We start from the raw sequence: 23356 nt of genomic DNA, 5'->3' as shown, positions 1-23356 counted from the left end.
ATAAAGTATTGATATCTATTTTAATATTTCTAGTCATAATAAAACTCCCTGCTAAGTTTTCACTATTTAAGTGTTTACTTAACAGGGAGCATATCAACTAAGGCTGCGTCAGGTACAGCTTTTTTAAATTCTTTTAAAGTTTCGCTACTTGCTGTTCTGTTAGAAAATATAATTAAATCTGGATCGATTTCAGCGATTTTTTCAAAATTTGGTTTTCCTAATTCCCCAACATTTTTATATTTATCATCTGTGAAGTTTTTAAGTTCTTCAGGTAAAATCGAAGTGCTTGAACCTATTGAGATACCGGCGACACTGTTTTCTTTACCAAGTGATTTAATAATATCTGCAGCTCCATAATCAAATGTTACGATTTTTTGTGGATTTTTGGGCACGGTTACTTCTTCTTCTTTATACTCTGCATCTCGGCCATCTTTATATTTACCGCGTAGTTCATACTTTTGTTTTATTTTAACAGTTTCTTTTTTATCATTACTTTGACTACATGCCGCTAATACTAAACAAAGTGCTAGAAATATGATTAATTTTTTCATTTTATTCTCCTATTTTAGTATGTCTTGTGAAGGGATTACTTTAAATAATCCAGTTGATTCAATAATGAATTCTAAAAATCTAACGTGGCTCATACCTGTAAATACTATAGTTCTTTCATGATTTAATGCTGCTTTGATAATGTTTGTCGCCATGATGTGATTTCTTTCAGACCATTCTAATGCAAAAGCTATTCCTGGACTATCTGCTAATGAACGAATTGCAAATACTTGCTCTAAAGGTATAGGTCCTTCTTTGTGTTCTGTTAATTTTTCATATAATGTAGTGGGTTGATTTTTGGAAAGTTGGTGCTCATTTTTTGCATTATTCATATATTGATATAGTTTTTCGTCTGCATTTTCTAAATATTCGTCAGCAAAACTTGCGCGAATTTTACGTGTTTGCATTTGATTAAAATCTATTGGCAACACTTCAGATAAGCCTAGTCGATGTGCTAAAGGCATAGCTATGAAATGATGCTCGTTTAATAGGTGAGGAAGTTGTTGATTAATTATTTGTTTAAATTCTTTCTTTAAGCGAAGTGACTCTCTTGTATCCCATTCAATCGTGATGAGGTCGGGTGAATATTGCGCAATTTTCTCTATAATAATCGAAGATTCTTCTATGTATTTCTCGTATGATTGTTTAAAAGTATTAGAACCTTGGTCGAGTCTAATGTGAGGTGTACCAACAATACATATTTCTTTTAAAGTCAATATAGTACCTCCTTAATTGATAATTGTTCTCAATTATACAGTATAGTTTATTTTTTACAATATTACGTCTTTTAATTAATTGCCATATGAAAATGCTATAATTGTTATTGAATTATTTTTTACTTATGGAGGAGTTGGCAGAATGTTCTTAGCATGGAACGAAATGCGTCGAAATAAATTGAAATTCGGTTTAATTATTGGCGTACTAATTATGATTAGTTATTTACTGTTTTTATTGTCAGGTTTGGCAAACGGTTTAATGAATATGAATAGAGAAGGTATTGATATATGGAAAGCAAATGCAATTGTATTGAATAAAGATGCTAACCAAACAATTGCTCAATCTTCTATTGATACAGATAAAGTTGATGGTAAATTTGAGAATAGCGAAGGCTTGAAACAAACTGCTGTCATTACATCAAATGGTGATAGAAAAGAAAATGCTACGGTGTTTGGTATAGATTCTAAAGGTTTCCTCATGCCTAAATTAGAAAAAGGGAAGTTATTTAAAAAAGATAATGAAGTTGTAGCAGATCATACTTTAAAAACGAAAGGCTTTAAAATCGGTGATGAACTTACGTTATCTAATAGTGATGAAAAACTTGAAATAGTAGGATTCTCTGAAAGTGCAAAATTTAATGCTTCGCCTGTATTATTTACAAATAATGATACGATTGAAAAGCTTAACCCAATGCTTAAAGGTGATAATATTAATGCACTTGTTATTAAAGATAAAAATTGGAAAGACGTTAAATTAAATAATGATTTAGAAGTAAATGAAATTGAATCATTTATTACGAAATTACCAGGTTATAAAGAACAAAATCTAACACTATCATTTATGATTGTATTCTTATTTGCAATTTCAGCAATGGTAATTGGTATTTTCTTATACATTATTACATTACAAAAGAAAAACTTATTTGGTGTGTTAAAAGCACAAGGTATTACAAATGGTTTCTTAGCACGTTCAGTGATGAGTCAAACTATCATTATCGCACTAATCGGTACAATAATTGGTTTTGGTTTAACAGTGCTAACAGGAACATTTCTACCTGAGATAGTCCCGATTAAATTTGATTATTTAACGATGCTTCTATATGCAATTGTATTAATAATCGTAGCAATTTTAGGTAGCTTATTCTCAGTATTAAGCATTAGAAAAGTAGAACCATTAAAAGTTATAGGATAGGAGGGACTTAGATGTTATCATTTGAAAATGTTACGAAATCATTTAAAGACGGTAATGATACTATTGAAGCAGTAAAGTCAACAAACTTCAGTTTAGAAAAAGGTGAACTCGTTGCAATAATCGGTCCTTCTGGATCAGGTAAAAGTACATTGTTAACGATGGCAGGTGCGCTGCAATTACCTACTGAAGGAAAAGTTTTATTAAACGGGAAAGAAATTAATCATTTTAATGAAAAAGCTTTATCAAAATTAAGATTAAGAGAAATAGGTTTCATCTTACAGACGAGTAATTTAATACCGTTTTTAACTGTAAACCAGCAATTTGAGCTTTTGAAAAAAGTGAAAAAAGATGTCATGTCAAAAGATGAACTAGATCGCTTATTAAAACAATTAGGTTTAAATAAAATTTTAAATCAATTACCGAGCGAAATATCAGGTGGACAGAAACAAAGAGTAGCGATTGCTAAAGCATTATATACTAAACCATCCGTTATACTAGCAGATGAACCAACAGCATCTTTAGATACTGAAAATGCGATTGAAGTAATGGAAATTTTAAGAAAAGAAACTAAAGAATTAAATAAATTAGGTATTATCGTGACACATGACCAACGACTTACAAAATATTGTGATAAAGTATTTGAAATGATAGATGGTCAACTAACAGAACGAACTTAAAATTTAATAATGAAATAATAAAGGAGCGGGAGAGAAATCCCTAGCTCAAACAGATTCTCCTAATCCGTTAGATTTTTATTAACGGATTAGGAGAATTTATTTATATGGGAGTAGGACAGAAATCTCATTTTGTATGAAAATTCCTAGTACCACCCCAGCGAGCTTCATTCTAACGTGCTTGTTTGTAAACACTAGCCCGTCAGAAAATGTAACGTGCAAGACTGAAATAACTAGCCCGTTAGAGACGCAACTCCCTACAATTGTTATGTCTTAGACGCTTATTTTATTATACTAATTATTAGTTTCATGATTTCGAATATATAAAGTTATAAGAAATTTGGGAGGATTACTATGGAAAAGACGTTTAAACATAATGCTTATGGTTTTAAATTTAAAGGAGACTATCAAAATAAAATAGCTGGATTGAACTCTGTTGGATATGAGCTACGTAAAGAACATGACTATCATTGGCATGGTTTACATAGAGGAGAGAGAGATGTCTATATTTTTCAATATACTTTAAAAGGAGAAGGTGCTTTAAGTATAAATGGACGCACACATAGTATAAAACCGGGTGAAGCTTTCTTTGTTCGTGTGCCGAGTGATCATAGATATTATTTACCTAAACATTCAAGCGAATGGGAATTTCTTTATTTCACAACTTATGGTAAAGAGGTCGAAAAGTTATCACAGCATATTTTTGATAATTATGGACATGTATTTAAATTATCCATTCACTCAGCTCCTATACAATATATATTAGAAACAATTGAAAAAGTTGAAACACTAGGTATTAATCATGGGTATGAAGCTTCTGCAAGTGCTTATACGTTTATGATGAAATACATAGAGTACTTAGAATATGGTCAGCAGCAACCTAACAACTATCCTCTTTCTATAGCTAAGGCTATTCAATTTATTGAAAAGAATTATAAAGATGATATTTCTTTGGACGATATTGTAGAAGTTACTGATTTATCAAAATATCATTTTACAAGAGAGTTTAAAAAGTACATGAATGATACACCTATTAACTACCTAGCAAAAATAAGAATTAATAAAGCGCTTACGTATTTATCCATGAATGAAAAAAACATAGAATGGATAGCTCTTGAGGTTGGATTTAGCTCGAGTAATTACTTTAGTAAAGTGTTTAAAAAGGTAACTGGCGTATCTCCTAATAGTTATAGAAGAGAAACAACAGTGATGGCGGTAAATAAAATATTCTCAGACTAAAACAGCAATATATTACTCTTTTTAAAAATATTTACGATTGAATATAGTTCAATTTACAACTAATCTAGATATAAGCTATAGCGGTTACAAAATAATTTTCATAAACTTGATTATTATTTTTTAATTAAAAATATATTAGTTTTATAAAACATTTTAGTGAATGAACTATTGCTAGGAGGAGTAAATATAATGAGTAAGATAACATTTTTAGGCGCAGGCAGCACGGTTTTCGCAAAAAACATATTAGGTGACTGTATGACTGTAGATGCGTTACAAGATTTTGAATTTGCATTATATGATATAGACGAAGAGAGATTAAACGATTCAGAAATGATGTTAAACAACTTGAAAAATGGTATGGATTCTACTGTCACAGTAAAATCATATAAAAATCGTAAAGAAGCATTAAGAGGAGCAAAATATGTTATTAATGCAATACAAGTAGGTGGTTATGATCCAGCTACAATAACTGACTTCGAAGTACCTAAAAAGTATGGTCTAAGACAAACAATTGCAGATACTTTAGGTATTGGAGGTATTTTCCGTAATTTAAGAACAATACCTGTTATGCAAGAATTCGCAAAAGACATGAAAGAAGTTTGTCCAGACGCTTGGTTCTTAAACTATACGAATCCTATGGCGGTTTTAACAAACATCATGTTAAAAGAAGGCATCAAAACTATTGGACTTTGTCATAGTGTGCAAGTTTGTGCGAGCGAACTGTTAGAGGCATTAGAACTACCAACTGATCGCATTCAAGCAAAAATTGCAGGTATTAACCACATGGCATGGTTACTTGAAATAACACGCGATGGCGAAGATTTATATCCAGAAATTAAAAAACGTGCTAAAGAAAAGCAAAAAACAACACATGACGACATGGTTCGTTTTGAATTAATGGATAAGTTTGGATATTACGTCACAGAATCATCTGAACATAATGCTGAATACCATCCATATTTCATTAAGAGTCAGTACCCTGAATTAATTGAAAAATTCAATATACCATTGGATGAATATCCAAGACGTTGTGTAAATCAAATTGAAGATTGGCAACATATGCGTGACGATATTGTAAACAATCAAAACTTAACGCATGAACGTTCACACGAATATGGTTCTTATATCATCGAAGCGATGGAAACAAATAAACCTTATAAAATTGGTGGTAACGTATTAAATACAGGTGGATTGATTAGTAACTTACCAGAAAATACAGTAGTTGAAGTTCCTTGTTTAGTAGATGCTAGCGGAATTGCGCCTACTTACGTTGGTGAATTACCAGAACAATTGGCTGCACTGAATAGAACGAATATTAATACACAGTTGCTAACAATTGAAGCGGCATTAACACAAAAGAAAGAAAAAATTTATCAAGCAGCTATGTTAGATCCGCATACAGCTTCTGAATTGTCTATGGATGATATTATTTCACTTTGTGACGATTTAATTGAAGCACATGGCGACTGGTTACCAACTTACGAATAATAGTGAAATCAACAATAATATCAGACAAAAATATCACACTATTTTGTAAGCGTTTTTAAATGGTGTTATAACTCAAGGGGGGCTTTTTTTGGAAAGGCAAGTAACCCGTAAAGCAAAATATTCTTTCGGTATCGGTGCGTTTGGTAAAGACTTAGTTGTTGGCCTTACAGGAACATTTTTAATGTTTTACTTCACCGATGTATTAGGTATTGCAGCAAGTTTCGTAGGTACATTATTTTTCGTTGCGCGTATTTGGGATGCTATTAATGACCCGGTAATGGGAATGATTGTAGATAAAACAAAAACTAAATGGGGTAAATTTAGACCATGGTTAGTTATTGGTACGTTAATCAACTCTGTTGTAACAGTTATTATGTTCACAAACTTTGGGTTAACTGGAACAAGTTTATATGTATTTGTATCAATACTCTATATTTTATGGGGAATGACATACACGATGATGGATGTTCCTTATTGGTCTTGGTTGCCTAATTTAACGAATAACCCAGTTGAAAGAGAAGAAGTTTCAATCATACCACGTGTATTCGCGAGTATGGCTAATTTACTTATCGGTACGGCTGGACTAGCTATCGTAATGTATTTTGACAATATATTTGGTAACGGCGATCAATCTGCAGGATTCTTTGTTATGACAGCTATTATAGCTGTCATATTCGTCATTGCGATATTAATTACTGTAAGAAACGTATACGAAGCACCTACAAATATAGATACAGGAATCACTTTAAGATTTAAAGACATATGGAGAATTTTATTTACTAATAAAGAATTGTTAGCATATATAGGTATTTTAGTTACATTTTTCTTGAGTCTGCAAATTCTAGGTAACGTGGCTATATATTATTTTAGCTATGTAGCAGAATCTAAAGCATTATTCGCATTATTTAATGCGATGGGATTCATGGAAATTATAGCATTGTTACTATTCCCTAAAGTTGCTAAATGGTTAACGAGAGAAGCTGTATTTCCAATAGCAGCAATTTCTTTAACTATAGGATTAATTATTATATTATTTGCTGGTTATATCGCACCAACAGCAGCAATCCCTGTTATGGTTGGAACAGCGTTTATTAAAATAGGAACTGGCTTTATTATGGGAATTATTACAGTATCTATAGCAGACGTTATAGACTATAGTGATATGAAATTTGGTCAAAGAAATGAAAGTGTTATTACATCTACACAAACATTTTTAATGAAAACAGCAATGGCTGTCGCAGCACTATTTACAGGCTGGGGACTAGATTTATTTGGTTATCAGCCAGGCGAAGTTCAAACTGAACACACAAAAAATGGATTGCGTTTTATTATGATTGCATTGCCAATCATAAGTGTTATCGCTAGTTATATCATTTATAAATTTAGTTATAACTTAAAAGGTGACTACATAAGAGATGTAGTAAATGTATTAAACCTTCGTAATAAGAAAAGAAAGTTATAATATAGGAAATGTCTTGGAGAATATGAACAAGGCTCCCAATTACTTGGATTGGGAGCCTTGTTTTTATTGGATAAAGGTATTTTATTCTGAGTAACTTCTTAATGTATTATCCATTAAATCCCATGCTAAATCGAGATTAACAGCTGTTGCAAAAAGAGCGTTTGTTTCTTTATTATATGTGTCATTTAAATCAACTGACATAGTACCGTATGTTAATTCGCTTTGATTTTCAATTTGGATGTATGTTTTTTGTAACTCAAATATTTCTGGATTTAATAAATATAAGATTGTACAAGCGTCGTGTATAGGACCGCCATCCATATCAAATTGTGATTTATATGTAGATTTAAAGAATTTTAATAATTCTACAACGAAATTAGAAACTTTATTATCTATTTTACTGAAGCGGTCGATAACTAAATCATCTGCTAATAATTGATGTGTTGCATCTAAACCAAAGACTACAACTGGGATACCACTTTCAAAAACTCTTCTAGCTGCTTCTGCATCTACCCAAATATTAAATTCAGCAGTAGGTGTCCAGTTACCGAATGTGCCACCGCCCATAATTACGATTTCATCAATGTTCTCTGCTATTTTAGGTTCTCTAATAAGTGCCATTGCTACGTTTGTAAGTGGGCCAGTAGCAACCAATGTAACAGCTTCATCGCTGTTTAAGACAGTTTCCACAATAACATCTACACCATGTTTATCAGTTGATTTGAGATTAGGTATTTTAGGTAACTCTGGACCATCTAATCCACTTTCACCGTGAATACTTTCAGCAAACTCTGCTTCTTTAATAAGAGGTCTTGTAGCACCTGTTGAGACTGGAATATCTCCTCTATTAATAATATCTAATACGTTTAATGCGTTATTTGTATTCTTATCGACTGATTGATTTCCTGCAACTGTTGTGACTGCTAATATGTCTAATGGACTTGTTTTAGCACCTGCTAATATTAGAGCGATAGCATCATCGTGTCCTGGATCACAGTCCATAATAATTTTTCTTTCTTTTGCCATTTTATTAACCCTGCCTTCTTTATAAAAGATTCTACACTATTATACTAAAACGTTTACATTACAACAAAGTAAACGTTTCTTTATATATAAATGTAATTATTTTGAAATGTAGTCTTGTGTTTTTGTGAATTAAAGTTTATAATTTTAAATCGTAAACGTTACTATTTGAAGAGGAGTGTTTTAGATGAAGAAATGGACGGGCTTATTTGCAATCATTTTCGTCTGTGCAATGTTACTTGCTGCATGTAACCAAGGCGACAGTAACAAAGGTAGTAAAAGCGACTCAGATAAATTGCAAATTAAAACAACAGTTTATCCGCTAAAATCTTTTATTGAACAAATCGGTGGAGAACATGTTGAAGTAGAATCTATTTATCCACCAGGTACGGATTTACATAGTTATGAACCTACACAAAAAGATATTTTAAATGCGAGCAAAGCAGATTTATTCGTATACACTGGTGACGATTTAGATCCAGTTGCGAAAAAAGTCGCATCTACTATTAAGAAAGATGATAAAAAATTATCATTACAAAATAGTATTGATCAATCTGAATTATTAACTGATCAACATGAACATGGTGAAGAGCATGACCATGAAGGGCACGGCCATGAGCATGGTGAAAGTCATGAAGAACACGAACATGAAGGACACGATCACGAACATCATCATCATGGCGGTTATGACCCACACGTATGGTTAGATCCACAAATAGACCAAGATTTCATCAAAGGTATTAAAGATGAATTAGTTAAAAAAGACCCAGATCACAAAGATGAATATGAAAAGAATTTCAAAAAATTAAATAAAGATTTAGAAAATATCGATAAAGATATGAAGAAAGCAACAAAAGGGCATGAGGGAGATACTGTATTCATTTCTCACGAATCATTGGGTTATTTAGCTCATCGTTATGGATTCGTACAAAAAGGCGTACAAAGTATGAATGCTGAAGATCCGTCACAAAAAGAATTAACTGAAATTGTTAAAGAAATTAGAGATACAGATGCAAAATATGTATTGTATGAAAACAATATTTCAGGAAAAGTAACTGACACAATTAGAAAAGAAACAGATGCTAAACCACTTACATTTAACAACATGGAATCATTATCGAAAGAACAATTAAATGACAAAGATATTTCTTATCAATCATTTATGAAAGAAAACATTAAAAACATCGAGAAAGCTTTAAATGATAAAATTAAAACTAAAGACGAGAAAAAAGAAGCAGCACACGATAAAGCAATTGAAAATGGCTACTTCAAAGATAAACAAGTTAAAGATCGTGAACTATCAGATTACGAAGGTGACTGGCAATCAGTTTATCCACTTTTAAAAGACGGTACACTAGATGAAGTATTTAAACATAAAGCTGAAGACGGTAAAATGTCAGCTAAAGAATACAAAGAGTACTATGACAAAGGATATAAAACAGACGTAGAAAACATTAAAATCGAAGGTAATCAAATCAGTTTCACTAAAGATGGAAAAACATCAACTGGTGAATATGAATATGATGGTTACGACATTCTTAAATACGAAAAAGGAAATAGAGGCGTAAGATATAGCTTTAAATTAAAAGGTGACTCAAACGATGACTTACCTAAATATGTACAATTTAGCGATCACAATATCTATCCTAAAAAATCAGCTCACTTCCATATCTTTACTGGAAATGACAAAGATAAAGTATTAAAAGAATTAGACAACTGGCCAACATATTACCCTTCAAAACTGTCTAAAGATGAAGTTAAAGAAGAAATGTTAGCTCATTAATAACAAAAAGCAGAGAAACCTTATTGAATTGAGGTTTCTCTGTTTTTTATTTTTGGTATTTGATTATATTGTGACAAGTTTAGAATAATGTTTTAAACTAATAGTAAAATAACCCAAAAAGGGGATAGATAGTATGTTTGGTTATTATAGTAAACTTTCTTCAGAAGTCTATGATATTGATAAATATATCGGACACTCATTTGGTGATGTAGAATTTTATAAAGATAGATTAAAATCTTGTACGGGACCTATTCTTGAACCGGGAGTTGGTACTGGGAGGCTACTCATTCCTCTTTTAGAAGAAGGTTTGAAAGTTACTGGCTTGGATTTCTCGGAAGAAATGTTAGAAATATGTAGAAAAAACTGCGAAAAACAAGGATTGAATCCTAAGATATTTAAAGGAAAAATGGAATCATTTTTATTAAATGCAGAATATGAAGCCATAATTGTGCCTACAGGAACATTTTTATTACTACATGAAAGAGAAGATTCCTTTAATGCTTTAAATAATTTTTATAATCATCTTACTGATGGTGGTAAGTTGATTGTAGATATATTTTTACAAACGGACTTAAAGGTTGACAATACCTCAACTAGAGTTTGGGAAAATCAGAATTCCGAAAAAATCACATTAGAGAGTAAATTAATTGAGATTGATTATATCCATCAACATACAACATCTCATAATAGATATGAAAAATGGCGTAATGGTGAATTGATACAGACAGAATTAGAACAATTTTCGATTCGTTGGTATGGAATTGAAGAATTTAAAATGATACTTGAACATATCGGATTTGAAAACATAATAATTTCAGCTGACTATGAACATGGAAAATATCCTACAAGTTCAACACAAACTATAACATTTGAAGCTACTGCTAATAAATAGTGACACCGGAATTTGAAGGAAATCATTGGTCACATCATGACTACAATCATCAATAATGAGGGGATTGGTGTATCCATTATAATTAATATTTGAAAGGGGGCTTTAAATGTGAATAATATATATGACCATCCTGATTTCTTTGAAAGTTATAAGAAAAAAAGACAAAATGATTTGAGTTACAATGAAGTAGTCGAGATGCCTGAAGTAAAGCGTGCTATGCCTGTGATAAAAGGTAAAGCAGTGTTAGATATTGGATGTGGTATGGGGAATTTAATTCAATATATTTTGGATTATGAACCTGCAAGGGTAGTAGGTATAGATCAGTCTCAAAAGATGATAAGCGAATGTCGGGAACATTTTAACACTGAACAAGTGGATCTTCATTGTACAAATTTTATGGATTTTAAATGCGAAGAAACTTTTGATGTTGTTGTCTCGTCACTCGTATTACATTATATAGAAGACTTTAATTTATGTTGTCAAAAAATCAGTGAATTGTTGAATAAAGATGGGACGTTATTATTCACAATGGAGCATCCTATACAAACGGCTACAATGGATCCGGAAGTAAAGAAAGAGGATAGTGATGGTGTTTATTTAAGAATGGAACATTACTTTGATGAAACAAGTCGAACTTCATATTGGTTGGATCAAAATGTTAAAAAATATCATCATACAATCGAAACAATTTTTAATAATTTAATTCAGCATGGTCTTGAAATTCAATATGTTAAAGATTTAGGTCAATCAGAGGAAGTTTTTCAATATTTTGATGAGAAACGAATTAATAAATTAAAGCAATTTCCTCCATTTTTAATGGTTAAAGCTAAGAAACAATAATTATTTGACTAACCATGTGTTTCTATATATCGTTAAACTGTATAAAATGCGGAAGGGTGATTGTGTGGTAAAACGTTTGATAAGTGCTAATGCATCTGATATTTCAAAGTTTTCGAAAGAAGAACTAAAACAAAGCATTAAAGCTAGTGAAGGTAGAACAGTGTTAAGTGAGAACATTGTTGTACACGATCCAGCGCTTGTACTAGATGTTACAAATGCAGAAATGGCAACTGCTTTTGGTGCGGATATGATTTTATTAAATGCTTTTGATGTCGTGAACCCAGAAATAAAGGGATTATATAACAAAGAATATCAAGGTACCGGAGAGCCAATTAAAGATTTAAAAAATCTAGTAGGCAGACCTATTGGCGTTAACTTAGAACCTGTAGATGACGAAGCCAAAATGGCCGAATCGAAATTAGAAATATCGTACGGTAGAAAAGCAACAGAAAAAACATTTAAGCACGCAAATGAACTAGGATTTGATTTTGTATGTTTAACAGGTAATCCAGCTACAGGTGTAACGAACCTAAATATATTAGAAGCAATTGAAACAGCAAAAAATCATTTTGATGGATTGATTATAGCGGGTAAAATGCACGGTTCAGGTGTAGACGAAGCAGTAGTCGATTTAGAAGTTATAACGCGATTTGTAGAAGCGGGTGCTGATATCATACTTGTGCCAGCAGTAGGAACAGTTTGGGGTGTGTCCGAAGAAGAAGTTCGTGAAGCAGTAAAAGTTGCACATCAACACGGAGCGCTTGTTATGAGTGCCATTGGAACATCACAAGAAAGCGCAGATGAATCTACTATTAAAGAAATGGCTATAAAAAATAAAACATTAGGCGTAGACATACAGCATATTGGAGATGCAGGATACGGTGGTCTAGCACCAGTCGAAAACATATACGCACTAAGCAAAGCGATAAGAGGACAAAGACATACAGTCTCAAGAATAGCACGATCCATTAATCGTTAATAAGAAAATAAAAACGAACCACCACTCAATTAAAGAAGAATTGAGTGGTGGTTTTTTGTGAAATAAGGATAAACTACGTTGCACGTGGGTGTCCACTTGCAAATTAGCTTATCGTTATTGACACGTTTGGCAAGAAAAGACAATAAGGCCATCGTTATTCTCGAAATATTATATTTCCGTATTCAATACATAACTTCCGGAGTAATACGGAAGTATCCAAGATGCTATACCTAATTGTAAACGTTTACAATAAAAGTGTATCTAATATAACAAGTTCACAAGGAGGAAGATATGAATGTCTAAATTACGCGATGACTTTCTGTGGGGTGGAGCTGTTGCTGCTCACCAACTTGAAGGTGCTTGGCAAGAAGATGGTAAAGGAATTAGTGTTGCTGATGTTATGACAGCAGCTTCTCATGGTCATCATAGAGAAATTACCAATGGTGTAATCGAAGGCAAAAATTACCCGAACCATGAAGCGATAGATTTTTATCATCGATATAAAGAAGATATTAAATTATTTAGTGAAATGGGCTTCAAATGTTTTAGAACATCTATAGCTTGGACAAGAATATTCCCAAATGGTGATGAGTTAGAACCAAATGAGAAAGGTCTTCAATTTTATGATGATCTATTTGACGAATGTTTAAAATACGGTATCGAACCAGTCGTAACACTTTCTCATTTTGAATTGCCTTATCATTTAGTAACAGAATATGGTGGTTTCCGAAACCGTAAAGTAATAGATTTCTTCGTTCGTTTTGCAGAAGTTTGTTTTAAACGTTATAAGAATAAAGTTAAATATTGGATGACATTTAATGAAATAAACAACCAAGCTAATTACAACGAAGATTTTGCGCCTTTTACAAATTCAGGCGTGAGATATAAAGAAGGTGAAGATAGAGAACAGATTATGTATCAAGCTTCACACTATGAACTAGTTGCAAGTGCTAAAGCGGTAAAAATTGGTCATGATATTAATCCGGAATTCGAAATAGGTTGTATGATTGCGATGTGCCCAATTTACCCTGCAACGTGTAATCCTAAAGATATATTAATGGCTCAAAAAGCTATGCAAAAAAGATACTATTTTACAGATGTTCATGTACACGGTTCTTATCCAAGTCACATGCAGCAATATTTCAAGAATAAGTCTTTTAATTTAGATATTACAGAAGAAGATTTGAATGATTTACAGGAAGGAACTGTAGATTATATTGGCTTTAGTTACTATATGTCATTTGCAATTTCACATGAACAATCTAACGAATATTATGATTATGTTGAAACGAGAGATTTAGTAAGAAATGAATATGTAAAAGCTTCTGACTGGGGATGGCAAATTGATCCAGAGGGGTTACGTTTTTCGTTGAACTGGTTTACTGATATGTACCAATTGCCTTTATTTATTGTAGAAAATGGTTTTGGTGCAATTGATGAAGCTGGGGAAGATGGCATAATACATGATGATTATCGAATAGAATATTTGAAAGCACACATAGAACAATTTATTAAAGCTGTTGAAGAAGATGGTGTGAACTTAATGGGTTATACACCATGGGGATGTATAGATTTAGTTTCTGCAGGAACTGGAGAAATGAAAAAGCGTTATGGATTTATTCATGTTGATAAAGATAATGAAGGTAATGGAACTTTAGAGCGGTCTAGAAAAGATTCATTCTATTGGTACAAAAAAGTCATTCAATCTAACGGTGAAAATTTATAAAAATCGGAGGTAATAAATATGAAAAAAGTATTAATAATTTGTGCAGCAGGAATGTCATCTTCACTGATGGCAAAGAAAACAACAACATTTTTAAAAGAAAAAGGTCATGAAATAGAAGTGGATGCAATTTCAGCAAATGAAGGTGGAAAAATGATTGAAAAGCAATCATTTGATTTATATTTAGTCAGTCCACAAACAAAAATGTATTATAAAAAGTTAAAAGAAACAGGTGATAAAGTAAATAAACCTGTTGTTAATATACCAGCACAGGCTTATGTTCCAATTCCAATGGGGATTGAAAAATTAGCAAACCTGATTTTAAAAGAAACAGAATAATCAGTATAATATTCTCTATGAAATGAGGGGAGCTTATGCTAAGTCAGAGAGAAATAGATATACTCAGTTATTTATCACAACGACGCAATGAGTTTGTTAAAAGTTCAGAAATAGCATCAATGTTAGAGATATCAGATAGAACAGTTAGGAAATACATCAAACAACTTAAACCCGAAGTTCAAAAGAACGGTGCCACACTTATCTCAAAACAAGGATTTGGTTACTTTTTAAAGGTAGATTTAGTGATAGAGTTTGAAAAATTTTTAAAACAATATTTATCTTTAGATGAATCTAAACAAGAAAATATCAATGATGCAAAAGATCGACAGTATTATATATTGAATTTACTTCTTTTTAATAAAAAATGTATGACTATTGAGAAATTAAGTAATCAATTGTATATATCACGATCTACTATTTCACAAGATATTTCAAGTATAAAGAAATTAATTGCGCATTATAATTTAGAACTTGTTAGTAAACAGCAAAACGGTCTAGTTATAAAAGGTGATGAAAGAGATAAAAGACATTTTATAATGGATTATTTCTTGGGAAATAGTTTTTTTAGTTCGATAAATAAGTATTTTCAAGATACACCACTCTTACAACAAATTAATATGGAAGAATTAGCAATCATTGTTGTGGATGAGACGAGAGAATCAAAAGTTTATTTGTCAGATTATATATTGCAAAACTTAGTATTACATTTAGGTTTGATGATTAGAAGGCTTTTGGATGGATATTCTTTAAATACTATCACATCTAATGAAGAAGTATTAACAGAAAAAGAGATGATTGTAGCTAAAAAAATCCTTTCTAGAGTCGAAAGGATTTATCAAATTTCTTTTCCTGAAGAAGAAGCGAAATATATAAGTTTGCATATTATGAGTAAAGGTACAAAACAGTTACAAAGTCACTCACAAAGTAATTTGTCTAAACGTGTTGAAAAGATTTTGAAAGAGATTGAAACAGATTTCGACTATCCAATGTCTTCAGACAATCAATTATTATATGGACTTGTTACTCATTTAGAACCACTTTTGAAGCGAGTTCAAAATGGAATACATTTAGAGAATCCTATTTTGAATGATATACGAAATCAAAATAATGATGTACTTGAAATGACAAGGCAATATTTTAGTCAATTACAAGAATTAAAGGACCAAAATGTGAGCGATGGCGAGTGGGCATATTTAACGCTTCACTTACTAGCAGCTATAGAAAAATATGAACAGCGAGAAAAATTAAATGTATTGATAATTTGTGCGACTGGATATGGAAGTGCACAAGTATTAAAAGTTCGTGTTGCACGAGAATTTAACATGCAAATGAACATTGTAGATGTCATTAGTTATTATGAAATAACGGATAAAAAGCTAGAATCAATAGATTTAATTATATCTTCTATTGATTTATCAACAATTGTATTTAAAGTACCTGTCATTCAAGTGAATGTATTGTTAAATGAAGTAGATATAAGAAATATTAATACATACATTCAACAGCAAGACACGAAACGATTGCAGAGTCATCAATTGGAAGATAAAGATAACGTGCAGTTACAGCAATATAGTTATTATTTTGACCAATATTGTAGCGATTATTTATTTAATTATATTGAAGGATCAATAGACAAAGAAAGTATTTATAATCGCCTAATTCAACAATTAAGTATTAAAGAAGATAGAGATTTTGAATGTAAGCTGAGAAATCAACTTGCCTATAGAGAAGAATTAAGTACGGTGTTATTTAGTGAGGCAGTAGCAGTGCCGCATACTGCCCAACCTGTAGGAGATTATTCGAGTATTGCAGTTGCAATTATTCCTGAAGGTATATATTGGAATGATGCATATCAGAACATTAAAGTGGTCATCATGCTTTCTCCTTCAAAATATAATGATAATGAATTAAAAACGATTATCGATGTCATAGTAAATTTGATCGACTCTGAAGAAAATATACAGAAGCTGATGGAATGTAAAACTTATCAAATGTTTAAAGATTTTATGATAAATCAATATCGTTAATAAAGGGGATTAGCTTATGGAACAGGAAGATATTCAAGTAGTTGCGTTTGAGATTATTTTACACAGTGGAACAGCTCGAACGACGATACATGACGCATTTAAAAATATGCGTGAAGAAAAATATGAAATTGCATTTGAACAGTTAGAAGATGCTAATGAAGAGATTACGTTAGCACATCAATCGCAAACTGAGTTATTACAGAAGTATGCGTCTGGTGAATCTATCAATATGGAAATAATAATGGTTCACGCACAAGATCATCTCATGACGACGATGACTTTAAAAGAAGTTGCATCTGAAATGTTACACCTTTATAAAAAAGTAAATGAAACTGCTTAAATGAGGGATGAAAATGAATAAAAAGACAAAAGCAACATTTGAAAAGAATAGAAAAGAGACGAGTATAAAGTCTATGTATTTCAATCGATACTTATTGGTGAGATACGCTTCAGCACTATTTTTCTTTTCTAATTTATATTGGTTTTTCTATCTTATAACGAGTCGTTCATGGACATTTGTTATACCTCTTCTAATGATGATTATCATTTTAATTAGCGTAGCAGAACAAGTGAAAATGTATGGAAATCACTCTAATAATGCTAAGTATACGTTTTATTGTTTTAGGATTTTAACTGGCGTGAATTTATTGATCATACCAATTGTTTTATTTACACCGATGTTTGAACAGTTATATCCATTTATGATTAATCAATACGCATCAAGATTACTCATTATTTGTGTTTTAGCAGTTGGTATTTTAATAAGTGGATTTATTTTATTTAGATTAAACAATATTAGACAAGACAAAGATTGGCACTATAAACGATTGAAAAAATTTGAAAATGCTATGAATTAACATAGAAAAGGGGTCTTTTTATGGAATCAGAAAATAAAGTATTCGCATTTTTAGAGAAATACTTGATGGGTCCGATGGGGAAAGTAGCTTCGTTTAGAATAGTAAGAGCGATTATGGCCGCTGGGATGGCGTGTATACCTTTTACAATTGTAGGATCTATGTTTTTAGTATTAAATGTTATACCACAGACTTTTACGTTTTTAGAAGGATTCTGGAACAGTACGTTTTTTAAGATTGGCGATTTATACATGTTAGCCAATAAAGCGACAATGGGAATATTAGCATTATATTTCTGTTTAGTTATTGGATATGAATATACGAAGATTTATGCTGATGAAGAAGATTTAAATGTTAACCCATTAAACGGAGCATTGTTATCAATGTTTGCTTATTTTATGGCCATCCCACAATTAGTGATGGAAGATGGCAAAATGGTTTTGGTTAATATTGCGAATAAAGATATGAATATATTTAAAGGTTGGGAGATGTCTGCAGATGGTGTGACTAGACTAGGTACAACTGGGATATTTACAGCAATTATTATGTCTATTATTGCAGTACAATTGTATAGGTTATGTGTGAAACGTAAATGGATAATTAAAATGCCAGAAGCAGTACCAGAAGGTGTTTCAAGATCATTTACAGCGCTTATTCCAGCATTTTTAGTAGCGTTTGTCATATTAACTTTTACAGGTATACTAGTAGCATTTAATACAGATATTTTTAAAATTATTGCAGTTCCCTTTGGTTTCGTAGTTAACTTAACGAGTAGTTGGGCTGGTATACTAGTCATTTACTTCTTAATACATGCACTTTGGATAGTAGGCATACATGGAGCAAACATTATTGGTGCTTTTATTACACCAATTGTATTATCAAATATGCAATTAAATATTGATGGTGCGAATATACCATTTGCAGGTGAGTTCCAAAATACTTTTGTAATTATAGGTGGATCTGGTGCAACACTAGGTTTATGTCTCTTTATTGCATTGTTAGCAAAGTCAGAACAATTAAAAGTATTGGGTAAAGCTTCATTAGTTCCTGGCATATTTAATATTAATGAACCCCTCGTGTTTGGATTGCCAATAGTTTATAACCCGTTTTTAGCGATACCATTTTTCTTAGCACCTATGGTTTCAGCATCAATTGGATATTGGACAATTAAATTAGAACTTGTAAAACCAATCATTGCACAAGTACCATGGCCGTCTCCAATTGGTTTTGGCGCATTTATAGGCACAGCAGGTAGTTTAATGGCAGTATTTGTATCAATAATATGCGCTATAGTCGCATTCTTAATTTGGTTACCATTCATTAAAATATATGACAGTAAATTAGTAGAACAAGAAAAAGGTAATGATGCTTTAATTTAATAGATGAACGAGGTAGCGTGACAGGAATCTCATTATAATGAAACAGTCCGAGACATTTATATATGCCTTGGATTGTTTTTTTATGTATAAGCGCTAGGAATGGACTCATAAAAGTTGCAAGACGAAGGGAGTATGTACTTAGCGTTTTCCTTATTGCCAAGACTCATAAGAAAAGGCAACAAGCATCCACAAAAAATTCTGATTTGTCTAACCAACTCTCTATATGTTCAATATCTTCTTTTAATTAATCAATAATATATTATTTTAGTTTGCAATAATAATTAAATTTATTTATTTTTAGAAAACTAAAGTAAAATTTTAAAATTATAGTATAATGGTCTTTGATTAAATTTATTCATAGGAGGTTAATTATGAAGGAATTCTTCCAATATTATAAACCCTATAAAGGATTATTTTTCTTAGATTTTGGTTCAGCTGTGTTTGTAGGTATATTAGAACTCATTTTTCCATTAATTACGAGTATATTTATAGACCGTTTGCTACCAACTAAGAATTGGAGTTGGATTGTAATATTTGTTTTTATTTTATTATTCATATACGTTGTTGAATCTGTATTAAAATTCATCGTAACGTATTGGGGGCATAAACTGGGGACTAATATTGAAAGAGACATTCGTAATGAACTGTATGAACATATTCAAAAAATGAATTTTGGATTTTTTGATAACCAGAAATCGGGTAAAATTATTGGTCGTTTAACGAATGACTTGATGGATATTGGGGAAGTAGCCCATCATGGACCTGAGGATATATTCGTAGCACTTATGACGTTGATTGGTTCATTTGTTATCATGTTAACAATTGATGTGAAATTAGCATTGATTACTTTCTGTGTTATACCGATTATTTTTGTACTGACTATTTATTTCAACCATAAAATGTCTGGAGCTTTTAAAAGTTTATTTAGTAACGTATCTAGATTTAACGAATTAATCTCAGATAATGTTGGTGGAATGAGACTTGTTCAAGCTTTTACAAATGAAGGTTATGAACTATCAAGATTTAAAAAAGTTAATGATAATTTTAGAGCAACTAAATTAAAAGCATATTCGTTCATGTCTTGGAATATAACAATCAGTCATATTGCACAAAAATTAACTATGATTTTCGTATTGATTATGGGAAGCTATTTCGTGTTAAATGGTTCATTGTCATACGGTGGTTTCGTAGCTTTTATTATGATTACGAATTTACTATTTAAACCTTTAGAAGCTATAAATATGATTATTGAGTTATTCCCGAAAGGTATTGCAGGGTTTAAAAACTTTAAAGAAATCGTAAATATGGATCCTGAAATTAAAGATAGTGAGGATGCTGTAGAGTTTACTGATGAACCGGACATCATAGAATATGAAAATGTATCATTTAAATACGGTGAAAAGTTAGTGCTAGATCAGTTATCAATTAAAATTGAACAAGGTGAAAAAATAGCGCTTGTAGGACCGAGTGGGGGAGGTAAAACAACGATTTGTTCGTTATTACCAAGGTTCTATGATCCTATAGAAGGTGCAGTTAAAATCAATAATAAAAATATTAAATCTTATACATTAGAATCTTTAAGAAAACAAATTGGTGTTGTTCAACAAGATGTATTCTTATTTGGTGGAACGTTAAGAGATAATATAATATATGGTAACTTAAACGCGACAGAAGTAGAAATCAATGAAGCTGTCGACCAAGCGCAGTTAAGATCATTTGTAGATGAATTACCAGCTGGCTTAGATACAGTTGTCGGAGAACGAGGAACGAAACTTTCAGGTGGACAAAAACAACGTATTTCAATCGCGAGAATGTTCTTGAAAAACCCACCAATCATTATATTAGACGAAGCAACAAGTGCTCTAGATGTAGAAACAGAAAATAAAATACAGTCAGCATTCAAAAATCTATCACAAGGTAGAACATCATTAATCATTGCACATAGATTAAGTACGATTAGACACGTAGATAGAATTGTATTTATAGAACAAGGACAAATTAAGGAAATGGGTAGCCATGATGAACTGATGGCACAAGGTGGTAAATATAAAGACTTATATATGTCGCAATTTGAACAATTAGAAGATTTTTAGTGAGAGAACTTCATATCTATAATATTAAAAGAGTATAGCCTGTAATAAAAACCCTTAAAATCAAATGATTTTAAGGGTTTTTATAAATTATAATATCAAATTTAATTTATAATTTTTTTGTTGTTAATAATAAATATATAAAGAAAGGTGCCCCGAATGCAGCAATGAAAACACCTGCGGGTACTTCATTCGGTATAAAAATTGTTCGACCTATTAAATCGGCAATAACAATAGAAATTGCCCCACAAATTGCTGACATTAATAATCGTTTAAAGTAATTGGTTTTTATTAATGTTTTTGCTATATGTGGAGAAATTAAACCTACAAACCCTATGTTACCTACAAAGCTAATAGCAGATGCAGCGAGAATTGTACTGATTAACATTTGTAATAATTTTGTCTGATTGACTCTAAGCCCTAAACCTGTTGCAATATCATCATGCAACAGAGAGATTTTCATTCTCGGAATAATAATGATTAGTAAAGGTAGTATACAGAGTAAAAATGTCCCTAACATTAAGCTGTTTTCAAAAGTCGCACCAGATAAGCTACCAATAATCCAAGTATAAGCTTTCGATGCTGAAAGTTGTTTAGTCATAACAAGGATTCCGTTAACGAGTGCAGCAAACAATGTTTGTAAAGCTATACCGACTATGATTAGAGTTGTAGCTTGAATGTTTCCTTTTTGTTGAAAATAGAGAAGTAATATCATAGTCAGCGTGGCACCTGCTAAAGAAAATAACGGTAACCATATGATGCTTATATGAGTTAAAAAGGCGACGAACAATACTGCACCAAGAGTGGCCCCTCCTGTAATCCCAATGATATCAGGTGATGCAATTGGATTCTTTAAAATATTTTGTAAAATAAGACCACTTGCACCTAAAGCAGCACCCGCAACTATAGCAAGAATGATACGTGGTAAACGTAGTACTTCTATTGTGAATTGGTCTGGACTTTCAATAGGATTAAAGATATAAGATATAATTTTTATGGGTGAAATGAATGTTGATCCAGACATTAAACTTATGAATGACAGTATTAATAATATTATTAATGCGCTGATTAAACGATTTGTGTCTTGTTTAGATAGTGTCTCATTCATATGTTTTGTACGTCCTTCCTCATAATATATATAAGTGTAACCGCGCCGATTATTGCTGTGATAACACCAATTGGTAGTTCTAATGGTGCAATGATAATACGGGAAACGATATCTGATAACAACATGAGTATAGCGCCACTTATAGCGTTGAATGGTATTAAATATTTATAGTTTAGTGGCAATAATTTTTTGCTGATATTAGGTATTATTAGACCAACAAACATGATAGAACCGGCAATTGCTACTGATATTCCAGCAAGAATACTGATGATTAAAATTATAGTGAGTTTTGTTAATATAACTTTTTGTCCAAGCGATTTAGCAATATCATCACTAGTCATTAAAATATTTAAGTGTGCGGACATAAAAAACGCAATTAAAAGCGTAATAAAGATAATTGGTATCACCCATGGAAATTCCCATATATTACGAACTGATACGGAACCACTTAACCAAAATAAAAAACTTTGTAAATTACTTTCATTCATTATCATAATACCTTGCGTGAAAGCACTGAATAATGCAGAAATGGCAGCTCCTGCTAAAATAACTCGCTTGGGTGAAAAGCGTGCTTGTTTAAACATACCAAGGGTAACCACAATTATAGTAACTAAAATTGCACCGAAGAAAGATAGAAAAATTAAGAATTGAAAGGATTGTATACTAAATAGAGTTAAACCAACAATAACAAAAAATACAGCCCCAGCATTAACTCCAAAAAGTCCTGGCGATGCAATCGGGTTACGGGTCAATACTTGCATAAACAATCCTGATACTGCTAACGAAGCTCCTGTTAATAAAGCAATTATAGTTCTAGAAGAACGTGATTCAAAAACTAGAGTATGAATATCGTTTTTACTATCAAAGTGGAACAACGCTTGTATCAACTGAGGTAGTGATACAAGCGTATTTCCAATTGTTAAACTTAAAATTGTTATAATGATCAGACATAAACTAGAGAGCAATAATTTGTACTGCGGTTTAAGTAACATAATGAAG

The 23356-nt window shown here is 31.6% G+C and carries 21 protein-coding genes; 16 read left to right on the top strand and 5 right to left on the bottom strand.

Annotated features, from left to right (window positions below):
- Positions 1–74: 74 nt before the first annotated feature.
- Positions 75–551: an ABC transporter substrate-binding protein gene (locus CD135_RS08755; protein ID WP_245942534.1), complete on the bottom strand. Its 477-nt coding sequence runs from the start codon at positions 549–551 to the stop codon at positions 75–77.
- A 9-nt stretch (positions 552–560) separates the two neighbouring features.
- Positions 561–1265, bottom strand: a complete 705-nt coding sequence (locus tag CD135_RS08750; RefSeq protein WP_103269258.1) for a DUF5694 domain-containing protein — start codon at positions 1263–1265, stop codon at positions 561–563.
- A 142-nt stretch (positions 1266–1407) separates the two neighbouring features.
- Between CD135_RS08750 and CD135_RS08745 the strand changes: the two genes are divergently transcribed.
- The 5 genes from CD135_RS08745 to melB all read left to right on the top strand — a co-directional run bounded on the left by CD135_RS08745 (position 1408) and on the right by melB (position 7320).
- Positions 1408–2457: an ABC transporter permease gene (locus CD135_RS08745; RefSeq protein ID WP_070045458.1), complete on the top strand. Its 1050-nt coding sequence runs from the start codon at positions 1408–1410 to the stop codon at positions 2455–2457.
- An 11-nt stretch (positions 2458–2468) separates the two neighbouring features.
- Complete coding sequence (locus CD135_RS08740; protein ID WP_103269257.1) at positions 2469–3134, top strand: ABC transporter ATP-binding protein; 666 nt, start codon at positions 2469–2471, stop codon at positions 3132–3134.
- 351 nt (positions 3135–3485) lie between these two features.
- The gene (locus CD135_RS08735) at positions 3486–4370 is read left to right on the top strand and encodes an AraC family transcriptional regulator (protein ID WP_070045460.1); all 885 of its coding nucleotides are present in this window, start codon (positions 3486–3488) and stop codon (positions 4368–4370) included.
- A gap of 189 nt (positions 4371–4559) precedes the next feature.
- The gene (gene melA / locus CD135_RS08730) at positions 4560–5858 is read left to right on the top strand and encodes an alpha-glucosidase/alpha-galactosidase (RefSeq protein WP_103269256.1); all 1299 of its coding nucleotides are present in this window, start codon (positions 4560–4562) and stop codon (positions 5856–5858) included.
- Positions 5859–5946: 88 nt separating this feature from the next.
- A complete protein-coding gene (gene melB, locus CD135_RS08725; RefSeq protein ID WP_103269255.1) occupies positions 5947–7320 on the top strand; it encodes a melibiose:sodium transporter MelB in 1374 nt (457 codons plus the stop codon).
- 81 nt (positions 7321–7401) lie between these two features.
- On the opposite strand, the gene CD135_RS08720 is transcribed toward melB, so the two are convergent.
- Positions 7402–8346: a nucleoside hydrolase gene (locus tag CD135_RS08720; RefSeq protein WP_070045465.1), complete on the bottom strand. Its 945-nt coding sequence runs from the start codon at positions 8344–8346 to the stop codon at positions 7402–7404.
- A 184-nt stretch (positions 8347–8530) separates the two neighbouring features.
- Here CD135_RS08720 and adcA point away from each other — a divergent pair, with 184 nt between their 5' ends.
- The 11 genes from adcA to CD135_RS08665 all read left to right on the top strand — a co-directional run bounded on the left by adcA (position 8531) and on the right by CD135_RS08665 (position 21252).
- Entirely contained in the window at positions 8531–10126 is a 1596-nt protein-coding gene (gene adcA / locus CD135_RS08715) for a zinc ABC transporter substrate-binding lipoprotein AdcA (RefSeq protein ID WP_103269254.1), read from the top strand.
- Positions 10127–10259: 133 nt separating this feature from the next.
- Positions 10260–11018 carry a class I SAM-dependent methyltransferase gene (locus CD135_RS08710; RefSeq protein ID WP_070045469.1) on the top strand — a complete coding sequence of 253 codons (759 nt, stop codon included), beginning with the start codon at positions 10260–10262 and terminating at the stop codon, positions 11016–11018.
- 108 nt (positions 11019–11126) lie between these two features.
- On the top strand, positions 11127–11858 hold the full coding sequence (locus CD135_RS08705) for a class I SAM-dependent DNA methyltransferase (RefSeq protein WP_103269253.1): 732 nt from the start codon (positions 11127–11129) through the stop codon (positions 11856–11858).
- 64 nt (positions 11859–11922) lie between these two features.
- A complete protein-coding gene (locus CD135_RS08700; RefSeq protein WP_103269252.1) occupies positions 11923–12837 on the top strand; it encodes a DUF7916 family protein in 915 nt (304 codons plus the stop codon).
- Between the two features lie 295 nt (positions 12838–13132).
- Entirely contained in the window at positions 13133–14563 is a 1431-nt protein-coding gene (locus tag CD135_RS08695; RefSeq protein ID WP_064204794.1) for a 6-phospho-beta-glucosidase, read from the top strand.
- Between the two features lie 18 nt (positions 14564–14581).
- Entirely contained in the window at positions 14582–14899 is a 318-nt protein-coding gene (locus CD135_RS08690; protein WP_016998452.1) for a PTS cellobiose transporter subunit IIB, read from the top strand.
- A 35-nt stretch (positions 14900–14934) separates the two neighbouring features.
- Positions 14935–16926 carry a BglG family transcription antiterminator gene (locus CD135_RS08685; protein WP_016998451.1) on the top strand — a complete coding sequence of 664 codons (1992 nt, stop codon included), beginning with the start codon at positions 14935–14937 and terminating at the stop codon, positions 16924–16926.
- A 16-nt stretch (positions 16927–16942) separates the two neighbouring features.
- Positions 16943–17266 carry a PTS cellobiose transporter subunit IIA gene (locus tag CD135_RS08680; RefSeq protein ID WP_016998450.1) on the top strand — a complete coding sequence of 108 codons (324 nt, stop codon included), beginning with the start codon at positions 16943–16945 and terminating at the stop codon, positions 17264–17266.
- 13 nt (positions 17267–17279) lie between these two features.
- A complete protein-coding gene (locus tag CD135_RS08675) occupies positions 17280–17783 on the top strand; it encodes a hypothetical protein (protein WP_016998449.1) in 504 nt (167 codons plus the stop codon).
- A gap of 20 nt (positions 17784–17803) precedes the next feature.
- The gene (gene celB / locus CD135_RS08670) at positions 17804–19159 is read left to right on the top strand and encodes a PTS cellobiose transporter subunit IIC (protein WP_016998448.1); all 1356 of its coding nucleotides are present in this window, start codon (positions 17804–17806) and stop codon (positions 19157–19159) included.
- Between the two features lie 368 nt (positions 19160–19527).
- Positions 19528–21252 (top strand): ABC transporter ATP-binding protein, encoded by a 1725-nt coding sequence (locus tag CD135_RS08665; RefSeq protein WP_026023582.1) that lies wholly within the window; start codon positions 19528–19530, stop codon positions 21250–21252.
- 106 nt (positions 21253–21358) lie between these two features.
- Here the strand turns inward: CD135_RS08665 and CD135_RS08660 are convergent, their stop codons facing one another.
- Together CD135_RS08660 and CD135_RS08655 are read right to left on the bottom strand one after the other, a co-directional pair.
- Complete coding sequence (locus tag CD135_RS08660; protein ID WP_070045478.1) at positions 21359–22357, bottom strand: FecCD family ABC transporter permease; 999 nt, start codon at positions 22355–22357, stop codon at positions 21359–21361.
- Positions 22354–23349 carry a FecCD family ABC transporter permease gene (locus CD135_RS08655; protein ID WP_070045480.1) on the bottom strand — a complete coding sequence of 332 codons (996 nt, stop codon included), beginning with the start codon at positions 23347–23349 and terminating at the stop codon, positions 22354–22356. The genes CD135_RS08660 and CD135_RS08655 overlap by 4 nt, the downstream gene beginning before the upstream one ends.
- Positions 23350–23356: the final 7 nt, after the last annotated feature.

It is taken from the genome of Mammaliicoccus lentus (assembly GCF_002902755.1).
In the GTDB taxonomy this organism is placed as follows: Bacteria; Bacillota; Bacilli; order Staphylococcales; family Staphylococcaceae; genus Mammaliicoccus; species Mammaliicoccus lentus.
This window is presented reverse-complemented; position numbering and strand designations above follow the sequence as displayed.

Bases quoted from the DNA above. Each gene is read 5' to 3' on its own strand.
- CD135_RS08755 (WP_245942534.1), bottom strand. From the start codon at position 551: ATGAAAAAATTAATCATATTTCTAGCACTTTGTTTAGTATTAGCGGCA.
- CD135_RS08745 (WP_070045458.1), top strand. From the start codon at position 1,408: ATGTTCTTAGCATGGAACGAAATGCGTCGAAATAAATTGAAATTCGGT.
- CD135_RS08740 (WP_103269257.1), top strand. From the start codon at position 2,469: ATGTTATCATTTGAAAATGTTACGAAATCATTTAAAGACGGTAATGAT.
- CD135_RS08735 (WP_070045460.1), top strand. From the start codon at position 3,486: ATGGAAAAGACGTTTAAACATAATGCTTATGGTTTTAAATTTAAAGGA.
- melA (WP_103269256.1), top strand. From the start codon at position 4,560: ATGAGTAAGATAACATTTTTAGGCGCAGGCAGCACGGTTTTCGCAAAA.
- CD135_RS08720 (WP_070045465.1), bottom strand. From the start codon at position 8,346: ATGGCAAAAGAAAGAAAAATTATTATGGACTGTGATCCAGGACACGAT.
- adcA (WP_103269254.1), top strand. From the start codon at position 8,531: ATGAAGAAATGGACGGGCTTATTTGCAATCATTTTCGTCTGTGCAATG.
- CD135_RS08710 (WP_070045469.1), top strand. From the start codon at position 10,260: ATGTTTGGTTATTATAGTAAACTTTCTTCAGAAGTCTATGATATTGAT.
- CD135_RS08695 (WP_064204794.1), top strand. From the start codon at position 13,133: ATGTCTAAATTACGCGATGACTTTCTGTGGGGTGGAGCTGTTGCTGCT.
- CD135_RS08690 (WP_016998452.1), top strand. From the start codon at position 14,582: ATGAAAAAAGTATTAATAATTTGTGCAGCAGGAATGTCATCTTCACTG.
- CD135_RS08685 (WP_016998451.1), top strand. From the start codon at position 14,935: ATGCTAAGTCAGAGAGAAATAGATATACTCAGTTATTTATCACAACGA.
- CD135_RS08680 (WP_016998450.1), top strand. From the start codon at position 16,943: ATGGAACAGGAAGATATTCAAGTAGTTGCGTTTGAGATTATTTTACAC.
- CD135_RS08675 (WP_016998449.1), top strand. From the start codon at position 17,280: ATGAATAAAAAGACAAAAGCAACATTTGAAAAGAATAGAAAAGAGACG.
- celB (WP_016998448.1), top strand. From the start codon at position 17,804: ATGGAATCAGAAAATAAAGTATTCGCATTTTTAGAGAAATACTTGATG.
- CD135_RS08660 (WP_070045478.1), bottom strand. From the start codon at position 22,357: ATGAATGAGACACTATCTAAACAAGACACAAATCGTTTAATCAGCGCA.
- CD135_RS08655 (WP_070045480.1), bottom strand. From the start codon at position 23,349: ATGTTACTTAAACCGCAGTACAAATTATTGCTCTCTAGTTTATGTCTG.